Source organism: Paenibacillus sp. FW507-14B1B, from assembly GCF_058781425.1.
Genome location: NZ_JBYSWS010000007.1, coordinates 137,095 through 149,746, shown reverse-complemented (window position 1 = coordinate 149,746; position 12,652 = coordinate 137,095). Strand labels below are relative to the sequence as shown.

10 protein-coding genes and 1 tRNA gene are annotated in these 12,652 nt (G+C 44.4%); all 11 read left to right on the top strand.

The window, feature by feature from the left end; genetic code table 11:
- Positions 1-82 precede the first annotated feature (82 nt).
- The 11 genes from AC3WJJ_RS24290 (at position 83) to AC3WJJ_RS24240 (ending at position 12,378) form a co-directional block, all read left to right on the top strand.
- Positions 83-156, top strand: a tRNA-Gly gene (locus tag AC3WJJ_RS24290).
- 277 nt (positions 157-433) lie between these two features.
- On the top strand, positions 434-3,220 hold the full coding sequence (gene ppc / locus AC3WJJ_RS24285; protein ID WP_492544609.1) for a phosphoenolpyruvate carboxylase: 2,787 nt from the start codon (positions 434-436) through the stop codon (positions 3,218-3,220).
- Between the two features lie 258 nt (positions 3,221-3,478).
- Positions 3,479-4,048, top strand: coding sequence for an RNA polymerase sigma factor SigW (gene sigW / locus AC3WJJ_RS24280; RefSeq protein ID WP_422658428.1), 570 nt, complete (start codon positions 3,479-3,481; stop codon positions 4,046-4,048).
- Positions 4,049-4,167: 119 nt separating this feature from the next.
- On the top strand, positions 4,168-4,782 hold the full coding sequence (locus AC3WJJ_RS24275; RefSeq protein ID WP_492544607.1) for a zf-HC2 domain-containing protein: 615 nt from the start codon (positions 4,168-4,170) through the stop codon (positions 4,780-4,782).
- A gap of 198 nt (positions 4,783-4,980) precedes the next feature.
- Positions 4,981-5,811: a diadenylate cyclase CdaA gene (gene cdaA, locus AC3WJJ_RS24270; RefSeq protein ID WP_422658426.1), complete on the top strand. Its 831-nt coding sequence runs from the start codon at positions 4,981-4,983 to the stop codon at positions 5,809-5,811.
- A complete protein-coding gene (locus AC3WJJ_RS24265) occupies positions 5,804-7,303 on the top strand; it encodes a CdaR family protein (protein ID WP_492544604.1) in 1,500 nt (499 codons plus the stop codon). Before cdaA ends, AC3WJJ_RS24265 begins: the two co-directional genes overlap by 8 nt.
- 35 nt (positions 7,304-7,338) lie before the next feature.
- Positions 7,339-8,679, top strand: a complete 1,341-nt coding sequence (glmM, locus tag AC3WJJ_RS24260; RefSeq protein WP_492544602.1) for a phosphoglucosamine mutase — start codon at positions 7,339-7,341, stop codon at positions 8,677-8,679.
- Between the two features lie 642 nt (positions 8,680-9,321).
- Entirely contained in the window at positions 9,322-11,154 is a 1,833-nt protein-coding gene (gene glmS, locus AC3WJJ_RS24255; protein ID WP_492544600.1) for a glutamine--fructose-6-phosphate transaminase (isomerizing), read from the top strand.
- A gap of 566 nt (positions 11,155-11,720) precedes the next feature.
- Positions 11,721-11,996, top strand: a complete 276-nt coding sequence (locus tag AC3WJJ_RS24250) for a hypothetical protein (RefSeq protein ID WP_492544598.1) — start codon at positions 11,721-11,723, stop codon at positions 11,994-11,996.
- Positions 11,996-12,136 (top strand): hypothetical protein, encoded by a 141-nt coding sequence (locus AC3WJJ_RS24245; RefSeq protein ID WP_492544596.1) that lies wholly within the window; start codon positions 11,996-11,998, stop codon positions 12,134-12,136. The genes AC3WJJ_RS24250 and AC3WJJ_RS24245 overlap by 1 nt, the downstream gene beginning before the upstream one ends.
- Positions 12,136-12,378 (top strand): TnsD family Tn7-like transposition protein, encoded by a 243-nt coding sequence (locus AC3WJJ_RS24240; RefSeq protein WP_492544594.1) that lies wholly within the window; start codon positions 12,136-12,138, stop codon positions 12,376-12,378. The genes AC3WJJ_RS24245 and AC3WJJ_RS24240 overlap by 1 nt, the downstream gene beginning before the upstream one ends.
- The last annotated feature ends 274 nt before the right edge of the window (positions 12,379-12,652 follow it).

The following is a 12,652-nucleotide window of genomic DNA, read 5'->3' as shown; positions in this document are numbered from 1 at the left end:
GATGTAGCTCAGCTTGGTAGAGCACCTGGTTTGGGACCAGGGGGTCGCATGTTCAAATCGTGTCATCCCGATTGTTACATCTGCGGGTGTAGTTCAATGGTAGAACTTCAGCCTTCCAAGCTGATAGCGTGGGTTCGATTCCCATCACCCGCTCCATACATAAAGTAGACATCACCAAGTGTGATGTTTTTTTTACATCTTGAGGTCATACCTCTGTGAAGTGGCAATGCGCTAAAGTTATGGGTTATGAAGACTAGTTTTGTGGGAAGATAAGGCTTGTATTGAAATGTTTATAGCTAAAAACAGTTTTTTTTGTCGATCTGGCGAATTTTTTCGGTTAGAAAGTGGAGATTTTCGTTCGCATTTATTGTATGATATTAGGAAGGCATAAAAAAGATAAACTGTTAGAACGGGTTTAGATGGGAGGAGTAGCATGACTGAACTTACTGTAACCGCAAAAAGCAATTCCAATAATCTGCTGCGGCGTGATGTACGGTTTTTAGGAAACATTCTTGGCGAAGTTCTTGTCCATCAGGGAGGCAATGAGCTTTTAGAGATCGTTGAGAAGATTCGTGAAACTAGTAAATCATTACGTTCCGTGTTTTTACCTGAATTGTTCGCAGATTTTAAAAGGATTGTCAGCACGCTGGATCCAGACAATCGTCATCAGGTGATCAGAGCGTTTGCTATTTATTTTCAATTGGTCAACATCGCAGAACAGAATCATCGAATTCGCCGCAAACGCGACTATGAGCGTTCTGCAGGCGAGAGTGTACAACCAGGATCGATTGAAAGTGCAGTCCAGGATTTGAAAGAACGCAATTTCACGTACGAAGAAGTTCAAGAGATTCTTGAAAGTCTTTCCCTGGAGCTAGTAATGACCGCACATCCTACAGAGGCGATGCGTCGCGCCATTCTCGATATCCACAAAAGAATTTCGGAAGATGTTATGCTCCTTGATAACCCAACGCTTACATTCCGTGAAAGAGAACAGCTTCGTGAAAAGCTTCTTAATGAAGTCATTACACTATGGCAGACGGATGAGCTGCGTGACCGCAAACCAACAGTGCTTGATGAGGTTCGCAATGGTATGTATTATTTTCATGAAACGCTGTTTCACATTTTGCCAGAAGTTTATCAAGAGCTTGAGCGCTGCTTAACTAAGTACTATCCCGGTTCTGACTGGCATGTACCGACATATCTCCGTTTTGGCTCATGGATCGGTGGCGACCGTGACGGTAACCCTTCAGTAACAGCTGATGTAACTTGGAAGACGCTTGAAATGCAACGGAAGCTGGCTATTCGGGAGTACCAGAATATTTTGACAGGGCTCATGAAAAACCTCAGCTTTAGTGCAACGATTGTAAACGTGTCCGATGAGTTGAAACAATCGATTCTTACGGATCGTGAGAACGTTACACTGAAGAAGATGGAAATTTGGCACAATGAGAAAGAGCCATATCGAATCAAGCTTGCTTATATGCTAGCTAAGATGGTTCACGTTCTGGATACCAATATGACTGGTAAAGAGCGTTATGAATCACCAGAAGAATTCATCGAAGACTTGCAAATTATTGATCGTAGTTTACGGCATCATTATGCCGATTATGTAGCGGACACATATATTAAGAAATTGATTCGTCAGGTTGAACTGTTTGGGTTCCATACGGCTACTTTGGATATTCGTCAACACAGTAAAGAGCATGAAAATGCAATGGCTGAGATTTTGGCGAAAATGAACGTAGTTAGCGACTACGCTTCACTTGAAGAGGAAGACAAGATTGAGCTTTTGAATAAGCTGCTTAATGATCCTCGTCCGCTCACAACTCCTTATCAGGAGTACAGCGACAGCACAGAAGAGTGTCTTGAAGTATACCGTACGGTATATCGAGCTCAGAAGGAATTCGGGGTAAACTGTATTTCGAGTTACCTGATCAGTATGGCTGAGGGCGCGAGTGACATTATGGAAGTTATGGTCTTCGCGAAGGAAGTAGGATTGTTTACCAAGGAGAACGACGGTACAGTGGTTGCTACTCTTCAAGCTGTACCATTGTTTGAGACAATTGAGGATCTGCATGCAGCTCCAGATATTATGCGTCGACTGTTTAACCTTCCGATCTACCGTGAAGGCGTGAAAGCGATGAATGATCTTCAGGAAATCATGCTTGGTTACTCTGATAGTAATAAAGACGGTGGCGCTGTTACAGCGAACTGGGAGCTGCAGGTAGCCATGAAAGAGATTACGGCTGTGGGTAGTGAGTTCGGCGTGAAGCTGAAGTACTTCCATGGACGTGGTGGTTCACTCGGACGTGGTGGTATGCCACTTAACCGTAGTATTCTGGCACAGCCTGCTAGCACGATCGCTGGTGGCATCAAGATAACGGAACAAGGTGAGGTTATATCCTCTCGTTATTCCTTAAAAGGAATTGCATACCGTAGTTTGGAGCAAGCGACATCAGCATTGATTCGTGCGTCGATTAATGCGCGTACGCCAGAAGAGAATGCGAATGAAAAAGAGTGGGAACAAATTTCCGCGAAAATTTCAGAAGTATCTCAGAAGAAGTACCAAGATCTAATCTTCCGCGATCCGGATTTCTTGAGCTTCTTCAAAGAATCCACCCCGCTACCTGAGGTTGGAGAGTTGAATATTGGTTCACGACCTTCCAAGCGGAAGAACAGTGACCGTTTTGAGGACCTACGTGCCATCCCTTGGGTGTTTGCTTGGACTCAGAGTCGTTATTTACTCCCTGCTTGGTACGCGGCTGGTACGGGCCTTCAGAGCTTCTATCAAGACAATGAAGACAATATGAAGACTTTGCAGGATATGTACATTAATTATCCTTTCTTTACATCCATGATCGATACTTTGCAAATGGCTATGGCGAAAGCTGATTTGATCATTGCGAAGGAATATTCACTTATGACAAACGATGATGTGGCTCGTGAGCGAATATTTGGCCTCATTAAAGAGGAGTTCAAGCTTACTAAAGAGATGGTCCTCAAGATCACAGGACAACAGGATATCCTGGACAATCAACCGGTCTTGCAGGAATCCATCAGACTCCGCAACCCGTATGTTGATCCGTTGAGTTATCTGCAGGTTCAACTACTGAATGAGTTGCGTGATCTACGTGAGAAGGGCGAAGATGACCCTGACTTGCTTCGTGAGGTATTGCTGACGATTAATGGTATTGCTGCCGGTCTTCGGAATACGGGTTGATATCTAGCGTGAAATGTATTAGATAGGGATGGTCTAAAGTGAGGTTCCCTGGAGGAGCCTCACTTTTTTAATTTTGTCACCAGAGGGTTATCCTCTTTGCACATTAACTTGAAAGAATAGATATTAAAGAAGCTGTTAAGGCTGTCGTGAACACCTTGTTTTTCGAATTGTGTTGCAATTTATAATGAGTTGAATTACCATTTTAATGATGCTTTAGAGACTTTTAGACGTTACCCATCAGACCATTCTGGGGGAATTATGGTGGACAATTTGGATGTAAGATTGGCTAAGCTAGCTCGTAAAGGAGATCAGCGAGCATTTGCCGAAATCGTAGGACTTTATAAAGATAAAATATTTCATCTAGCATACCGGATGTTAAATAACCGGCATGAGGCTGAGGATATCGTTCAGGAGACATTCCTGCGCGTATATAAGAGTCTAGATCGCTACGATGAGAATCAGAAATTTTCAACATGGATATACCGGATTGGGACAAACCTTTGTATAGATCGGCTGCGTAAGCGCAAGCCGTCCTACTCACTTGATGCGGATATGAATGATCAAGAGGGAATGGACGGTTATTCGATGATACCTAGCGATGATCGAACACCGGAATCCGAAATGCTAATATCCGAGACACAGCGGATTATTCATCAGGCCATTGAGTCACTTCCCGCTAAGTATAAAACAATAATGATATTGCGATATATTCAGGACATGTCACTTCAGGAGATCAGTGATGTTCTTGATCTACCTGTGACAACGATTAAGACGAGAGTTCATCGCGGTCGGGAATATTTACGTAAGAAGCTGGAATTTAAGTTGTAGATTTATAAAAAAATTATGAAACATCACCGCTTCCGATTCGTATTGAACATTAAGCAAGTCTTATGCCCCTGAATGGGGAGTAGACCCAGCACAGAGATTGAACGAAAGGACTGGCTCATATGGATTGCAAATTGGCCGTCTCTTTGATGCACGATTATTTGGACAATGATCTGTCCAAGCCGCAGCAGCTGGAGCTAAAATCCCATATGCTGCAATGTGTTGACTGCCGGAACAGGTTCGAGGAACTGGAACAGACGGATATGCTGCTGTTTTCCTTGACACATCATGATACAGGGCCTTCCGACGATTTGACGGACCGAATTATGGGAATGCTGCCTAAGCAAAAGAAACAGAAGGTTTGGATCACATGGGTGAAGAATCATCCAGCTATCACAGCAGCAGCTCTTTTTCTTGTCGTTATGCTCTTTAGCACCGTCAGCTTCTGGGACCAGGATAATCAACTTGTCGTAAAGGGTAGTGAACTCGATAAACTCGTAATCGAAGGCAAGACGGTTATTATTCCACCGGATCAGGTCATTACAGGGGATATAACTGTGGAGAATGGCAAGGCTCAGGTTTTCGGACAGGTTCAAGGGAATTTAACTGTCATCGACGGAGAGCTTTTTCAAGCTTCTACGGCTCACATATCCGGGCAAGTAAAGGATATTGATAAGGCAATGGATTGGATCTGGTATAAGATCACCAATCTGTTCTCGGATGTCGCTTACCGCTAAGATGAGATTTGCACCTTGTTGAATAACGGCGCCTTTTTTCTCCGGAAGGAAGGCGCTTTTTTGTGATTTTTTGTTATTTTTTTACGAGGAATGGGTGCTCGACTTGCATCGCGAGGTTTAACGTTATAACCTAGATAGTGTAGAGCACATACTACATATAAATCACAGGCGTTATTAAAGGATGACGGGGGTTGCAGTATGGAGTATTTTACGGACTTAAACTGGAAAGAGTCCATTAAGGATATAATCGATATACTTATCGTTACCTATATTATTTATCATCTGATCTTACTCGTACGCGGTACACGGGCTGTTCAGCTATTAAAAGGAATCCTGGTCTTGGTGCTTATCTGGGCGCTCAGTACCTGGTTTGATCTTTATACACTGAAGTGGCTGATGAATCAGATCTTCACGTTTGGTGTGCTGGCAATATTTATTATCTTCCAGCCAGAGCTAAGACGTGGGTTGGAGCAGCTTGGCCGTGGAAAGTTGTTTGGCAGGTCAGCTGATATGGATGAAGAAACCAATAAATTAATCGCAGAAACGATTAAAGCCGTGAATTATCTGTCTCGTCGAAAGATCGGTGCTTTGATTGTTTTTGAGCGAACAACCGGTCTGAATGAGTTCGTGGAATCGGGTATTCCGATGCGTTCTGTAATTAGCTCTGAGCTGATTATTAACATTTTTATCCCCAATACCCCACTCCACGATGGAGCAGTTATCGTCCAGAATAATCAGATAGCGGCTGCGGGATGTTATCTACCTTTGTCGGAGAATCCTTTTATTAGTAAGGAACTTGGAACGAGGCACCGAGCAGCAATCGGAATCAGTGAGGTTGGTGATGCAATCTCTGTAGTTGTATCTGAGGAAACAGGACAAGTTTCCCTTGCAATTAACGGACATGTTGTACGTGATATTAAAGAAGAGTCACTCATCTCGAAACTGTATGAAGAATTGCGACCTGCCGCCTCCATCAAAGAGAAACGTTCGTTCTTCTGGAAACGGAAGGGAGACGGTGAGAATGGATAAATGGTTTAAGAATAACTTGACAACTAAACTTATGGCCCTTGCGGTCAGTGTGCTGTTGTGGGGAATGGTTCATATGGATAGTGGGGCTCCAACGCCTCCTACCACCATTATTGATACGAAAATAATTGAAGATGTCAAAATACAAACCTATGGCTTTGATGATTCCGATTATGCCCTAACGGGCATCAATATCGACAGAGTGAATCTGGAGGTCAAAGGACGTCGCTCTGATATCACAACGATTTTTGCTGATGAATACAAAGTGAAGTTGGATTTAAGCAGTGTCAAAGGGCCAGGTACGCACACACTTCCACTAAAGGCTTCCTTACCTGGTGGAGTGGAGCTAGTGTCAATTAATCCTTCTGTAGTTACTGTAACCGTAGAAAAGCGGGTAACCAAGCCCGTTAATGTTACGATCGGAACCAAGGGAGAGCCTGCCAAAGATTATAGAGTTGGTGCACCTGTGACCATTGAACCAGGTAGTGTGAATGTTACCCTTCCAGAATCAGAGCTTGCTCGCTTGGCTGAGGTCAAGGGGATTGTTGATCTGGACGGAGCTAATGAAAATATCGTAGAGAAAAAGGTGAAACTTGCGGCATATGATAAGGATGGGAAAGTGTTGGAAGATGCAATTCTAGAACCTTCTACCGTCGCTGCCGAGATTCCAATCGAAGCCTCTTTCGTAACGGTTCCAATTGAATTTGAGTATACAGGACGTCTTCCTGAGGATTTAGTTCTTTCCAAAGTGAATCCCAAGGTGAAAGAGGTTAAGTTGTTCGGGAGCAAAGAGGCTCTTGCAGGAGCAAAGACCTATACTGGGGTTACAATAAATTTAGCCAATGTAAAAAAATCTGGAATAACGGTTCTTACGGCCGACTTGACGCCGCCTGAAGGTTTTGAGAGAATCGAGCCTAGCTCCGTACAGGTTGAGATCAATGCTGTTTCTCATGGGGAGCGTGTGATGGATGGTATACCCGTCTCTCTTAAGGGAGTACCTTCAGGGATGGAGGCCAGAATAACAGAACCTAAAAATCAAACGATGTCATTGACGCTGACGGGAGCACCGGATTTGCTCAACAGTCTGCAGCCTACTGACATTGGTTTGGTTGCGAATGTCGCCGGCTTGAAGGCCGGAACACATGAAATACCGCTTCAGGTGACATTGCCCAATTTTATTAATCGGGTCGATCAGAAGCGCCTAGTTGTGAAAGTAGAGTTAACAGAAATCGACAAGCCGGTTAGCGGCAAACCAACGGATAAACCGAATGAAGACACAAATACTGAAAAACCAGATGTGCCTGCAGACAAACCTGGGTCAGGTAACGGCAATGGAAATAACAATGGTAGTGAAAACGGCAACGGCACTGGATCTTCGGATGACAATCAGACAGATGAAGACAATACCGATCATCCTGGCACGACACCTCCATCAGGTGAGAACCATGAAGAGGGAACCACGTCAGTAAACAGTGTAGACCCACCAAGTGAATAACACGATAAGAGTAGATAAAAAGGAGATAACGTAACATGGGGAAATATTTTGGAACAGATGGTGTCAGAGGGGTTGCCAATAGGGAACTGACTGCTGAATTAGCTTATAGTATTGGACGGTGTGGAGGTTATGTCCTCACTGGTGATAAAGAAAAGCCGACAGTAGTTATCGGTATGGATACCCGTGTATCTGGAGCGATGTTAGAGTCCTCTCTGGTTGCTGGATTGTTATCCATCGGCGCGCACGTCATTCGATTGGGTGTTGTTTCAACACCTGCGGTGGCATACATTACAAGACTGCTCAAAGCAGATGCTGGCGTGATGATCTCAGCTTCCCATAACCCGGTAGAGGATAACGGGATTAAGTTCTTCGGAGGCGACGGTTTTAAACTGACCGATGAAACAGAGTTGAAGATTGAAGAGCTGATGGATGCCGAAATCGATGAACTTCCTCGTCCGATTGGTAAAGATTTAGGTGAAGTCATTGTTAATGATGAAGCTAAATATAAATACTTGGAGTACTTGAAAACAACGATTACTAATCGTTTTGACGGGTTGAAAGTGGTACTCGACTGTGCGAATGGTGCAGCTTATGAGCTAGCTCCTAAATTGTTCCGTGAGCTCGGAGCAGAGGTTATTGCCATTGGTGCAGAGCCGAACGGTCTGAATATCAATGAACAATGCGGATCAACACATCCAGAGCATTTGAAAGAAGAAGTGATACGTCATAATGCAGATCTCGGATTGGCATTTGATGGGGATGCAGATCGACTTATCGCGATAGATCATACAGGTGAAGAAGTGGATGGAGACTTTATTCTATGCATCTGCGGTGAGGCTATGAATCGTGCTGGCAAGCTGAAGGAAGGCACAGTTGTATCTACGGTGATGAGTAACATCGGATTCTACAAAGCTTGTGATACCTTGAAACTAAAAACAGCTAAAACAGCTGTGGGTGACCGTTATGTGATGGAGGAAATGCGTCGTGGGGGTTATAACCTCGGTGGCGAGCAATCTGGGCATGTTATTTTCTTGGATTACAATACGACAGGCGATGGTATTCTAACAGGTATTCAGCTTGTGGATACTATTGTATCCTCAGGTAAGCGTCTGAGTGATTTAAAGTGCAGTATGCGTAAATATCCACAAGTACTTGTGAATGTTCGTGTTGGCGATAAGAGCAAGTATGAAGGTAATACACAGATTGAAGCTGCTATTGCTGAAGTTGAACAGCTGCTTGGCGACAATGGCCGTGTGCTGGTTCGTCCTTCAGGAACAGAGTCTTTGATTCGTGTTATGGCTGAAGGCCCGGATAAAGATGAACTTGATCGTTATGTGGCACAAGTTGCGGATGTTGTGAAGCGGGAACTGGCATAATCGCTGGTTTCTGTTTATAGGGTCTTTATAGGGTGTAGAGTTAAGCTCCGGTTGGGCCGGTGGGACTATCAATAAGGTTTCACCGGCTTTTTCATGAGAATTTCACAATTATAGGGTACATTGTCGTAGGTGTGTAGTCGAGTTGCCAAACTGGCATCGCATGAATATAATATATAAATATCATTCAAAGATAGAGAGCGAGGATTGTGAGGTTACGTTGTTTTACAAGCGCCAGAGCTTGAGTCTGCGCGGGAATGGTCTGAAGCTATGAATGAGAACGAATCATTCATAGAAAGCCATCGGCAGAGCAAGCTGACGAGGTGGAGGTGTTCGAAATGTTCGGCGGGGGCCTCCCGGTAAATTGCATCAACCGTAAGTCGGATCGGAAAATGAGTGGGCGACCGTTCATACAACGTACCGACAGATGCCATCATACTAACCTAACCCATGAGTGTGCGATAACGCGGTCTACGCGGTGGAAGAAGAGTGCATTCATGACGATTATACTATTCGGAATATATAGATATCTGATATGACGGAACGTTGATAATTGAATAGATCATTCTTCTTCTGATATGCCGCACATATGCGCCGCGTTATTTTCCACACGATCATATATGGAAAAAACGGAGGAATCATACTATGTGTGGTATTGTCGGATATATTGGAAATCAGAAGACTCAGTCGGTGTTGATCGATGGATTGAAGAAGCTAGAGTATCGCGGTTACGACTCAGCTGGAATTGCTGTGTTCACAAACGAAGGTCTTCGTGTTGCTAAAGCGCAAGGACGTCTTGCTAACCTGGAATCCAAGCTGGAGGGTGCTCCACTTGTCGGTACAGCCGGGATTGGGCATACGCGCTGGGCTACGCATGGTAAGCCGTCGGATGTGAATTCACACCCGCATACGGACAACAGCCAGAAATTCTCGGTAGTACACAATGGGATTGTGGAGAACTACTTGGAGCTAAAGGAAGAGCTGATGGAACAGGGACATCATTTTGTATCTGAGACGGATACGGAGGTTATTTCCCATCTAATTGCTCGTGAGTATGACGGTGACATTGTAAAAGCGGTACAGAAGGCTATTCGCTACATGAGAGGTGCTTTTGCTCTTGGTGTACTGACTGAGTATGAGCCTGATAAATTGGTTGCTGTGCGTCAAGCCAGCCCACTGATTATCGGTCTTGGTGATGGAGAGAACTTCATCGGTTCTGATATTCCGGCGATTCTGAAATATACGCGCGATGTGTACATTTTGAATGACGGAGAGATGGCTTTGCTTACTGCAGATGCTGTCGAATTGATGACAATCGAGGGGAACTTTATTTCTCGGGAAATGATTCGTGTCGATTGGGATGCCGTTACAGCGGAAAAGGGCGGTTATGATCACTTCATGCTGAAAGAGATTCATGAACAGCCGAAAGCTTATCGCGATACGATGCTCGGACGTGTGGATGAGAGTGGACGTAAGGTCGTATTGCCTGAGCTGAAGCTAACAATGGAGCAGATTGTGAAGATCCGTAATGTGCAGATTGTTGCCTGCGGTACCGCATATCATGCCGGCCTGATCGGGCGTCATGTTATTGAATCACTGGTTCGTATTCCGGTGGAAAATGATGTGGCTTCTGAATATCGCTACCGTTCACCAATTGTTACCCCTGAGACCCTTGTGATTGTTGTTAGCCAATCTGGTGAGACGGCAGATACACTTGCTGCACTTCGAGAAGCTAAGCGTAATGGAGCACATGTACTTGCCATTACTAACGTCGTAGGTAGCTCGATTGCCCGCGAAGCAGATGACGTGCTTGGCACGCTGGCTGGTCCGGAGATTGCAGTGGCGTCTACCAAGGCATACACATCACAACTGATTGCATTCTATCTGTTCGGTCTGTATTTAGCTCAGGCTCGTGGTACGATTACAGAGGATGCTGCGGCTGAGATTCTTGCAGCGATGGAAGCTCTACCTGAACAGGTGGAGTCGATGCTCGCGAATACAGAAGCAATTAGAAATTATGCGGAACAAATCTCGAAGCATGAGCACTTGTTCTTCATTGGTCGCGGCCAAGATTATGCCGTTGTTCAAGAAGGATCGCTTAAGCTAAAGGAGATCTCATATATTCACTCTGAAGCTTATGCTGCAGGTGAATTGAAGCACGGAACACTCGCTTTGATCGAGGATGGCATTCCAGTGATCGCTTTGGCGACACAGGAAGACGTACTTGAGAAGACGGTTAGCAACATCAAGGAAGTTAAGGCGCGCGGTGCTGACGTGATGGTGATCACGCATGAAGAGCAGGTCGTGAACCTGCTGAAGTCTGTGGATCAGGCTTTTGCGATTCCGAAGACATTGCCGATTCTTACAGCAGCATTGTCTGTTGTGCCGCTACAGCTTCTAGCTTACTATGCGTCGCTTGCACTGGGTCATGACGTGGATAAGCCGCGGAACTTGGCGAAGAGTGTGACGGTGGAGTAGGAGCGGGGAGTATCAGACTCACAGCAGTGTAGCCCGCAAAATAAAGTCCTTAACCAGTAAAATAAACTCGTATCAAAGCAAATAAAGTCGTATCAGAGCCTAGCAGATTCAGGATTATTTCCTGACATTTGCTCGGCTCTTTTGTTTTAGGGAAAAGGGAAGGGAAATGAAAACTTCTTCTCGTATCTTATCTCTGAGGATATCTCAGGCTACTTAAGGATTTGCGGAATATTCTGATATTTTCTCAGGCTTTTTATTCAGGCTATTCCTGTGCCCTAATCCCTGTCTTTTTCCCTGCATTTTCTGATACGACTTTATGTGCTCGTGTGGTCAGATAAATCAGGATGAACAGGTGGGAAGGGCGTAGAGACGGGCTTTTTTGAAGGTGAGGAAGTTGGGGGAGGAGCCATACGACTTTATTTTCGTTACATACACAGATACGGACATACGCTACGAGTAACTCTTCTACAGTCTTAGATTCGACATCCAGGATTACAACACGACTCCTCTTTTTGTGGGGCTACCTTTAGGTAGCCTCATTATTTTATAGATTGGGAGTGGAAGGAATGGCTAAGCGGAAACGTGAGATTACACAAGCTAAAATAGAACGATTTCTTAAAGAAGGAAGAGGTCAAGGTAACGGAAAGGACTATCTTTCATGGCTTAGTGTTCAAGATGTTCCCTCACAAGGGAGTGCGACTCGTGGTATAGGTTGGACTACTGACCGGCGACATGAGCTTTTTCCGATATCGAACGTGATTATTGCTACCTTCAGGATTATTCAGAAGGGGTATCAGATATTCGAGAGCAATTTCCACTCCTTCCACTTGAAGAAACATTAATGATAGCAGAGAAAGTAGGCGTCGAACACCCGGAAGATCCTAAGACGGGAACTCCTATTGTAACGACAACAGACTTTCTGATTACTTATAAAGATAAAGAATATGCAAGATCGGTTAAGTGGTGCATCCTTTACGTCTAATGTTTCTAATAAGGTTTTTGTATGGTTCATACTCAGAGTTTTTAAAACGGTCTGATCAAGAACTAGCCCCTTTTGCTAAAGGTCTGTGGCCATACCTGAACAAAGCGGCGGATCATTATAGAGGGTCTATCATTAAAGAGTGCCAAATTACTCGCTGTTCGGATACTGGACAGCCTGTAGGGACATTTCGATGTGCATGTGGTTTTTCGTATTCCAGGATAGGACTGGATTTATTGGAATAATATAGATTTCTAGGGGCGGAATTAAATCATTTGGTTCGGTATGAGAAGCTAAGCTCAAGGAATGCCTGAAATCAGGCCTGTCCTATCGTTCAACGGCTCTTAAACTTGGTGTCGATACAAACACCGTCATTAAATATGCTAACGGAAATACCACTAGACATACATCAACTTTAAAAGTAATAGGAAAGAAGAACAAGGTAACCAATTCGTCTAATTCAAACAGATGCAAGCCTGTTAGTGTGGAATGGGAACTCCGTGATTTAGAGCTAAGTTG

What these genes read in the sequence shown, in the direction of transcription:
- ppc (WP_492544609.1), top strand. Translation starts at nt 434, where the DNA reads ATGACTGAACTTACTGTAACCGCAAAAAGCAATTCCAATAATCTGCTG.
- sigW (WP_422658428.1), top strand. Translation starts at nt 3,479, where the DNA reads ATGGTGGACAATTTGGATGTAAGATTGGCTAAGCTAGCTCGTAAAGGA.
- AC3WJJ_RS24275 (WP_492544607.1), top strand. Translation starts at nt 4,168, where the DNA reads ATGGATTGCAAATTGGCCGTCTCTTTGATGCACGATTATTTGGACAAT.
- cdaA (WP_422658426.1), top strand. Translation starts at nt 4,981, where the DNA reads ATGGAGTATTTTACGGACTTAAACTGGAAAGAGTCCATTAAGGATATA.
- AC3WJJ_RS24265 (WP_492544604.1), top strand. Translation starts at nt 5,804, where the DNA reads ATGGATAAATGGTTTAAGAATAACTTGACAACTAAACTTATGGCCCTT.
- glmM (WP_492544602.1), top strand. Translation starts at nt 7,339, where the DNA reads ATGGGGAAATATTTTGGAACAGATGGTGTCAGAGGGGTTGCCAATAGG.
- glmS (WP_492544600.1), top strand. Translation starts at nt 9,322, where the DNA reads ATGTGTGGTATTGTCGGATATATTGGAAATCAGAAGACTCAGTCGGTG.
- AC3WJJ_RS24250 (WP_492544598.1), top strand. Translation starts at nt 11,721, where the DNA reads ATGGCTAAGCGGAAACGTGAGATTACACAAGCTAAAATAGAACGATTT.
- AC3WJJ_RS24245 (WP_492544596.1), top strand. Translation starts at nt 11,996, where the DNA reads ATGATAGCAGAGAAAGTAGGCGTCGAACACCCGGAAGATCCTAAGACG.
- AC3WJJ_RS24240 (WP_492544594.1), top strand. Translation starts at nt 12,136, where the DNA reads ATGTTTCTAATAAGGTTTTTGTATGGTTCATACTCAGAGTTTTTAAAA.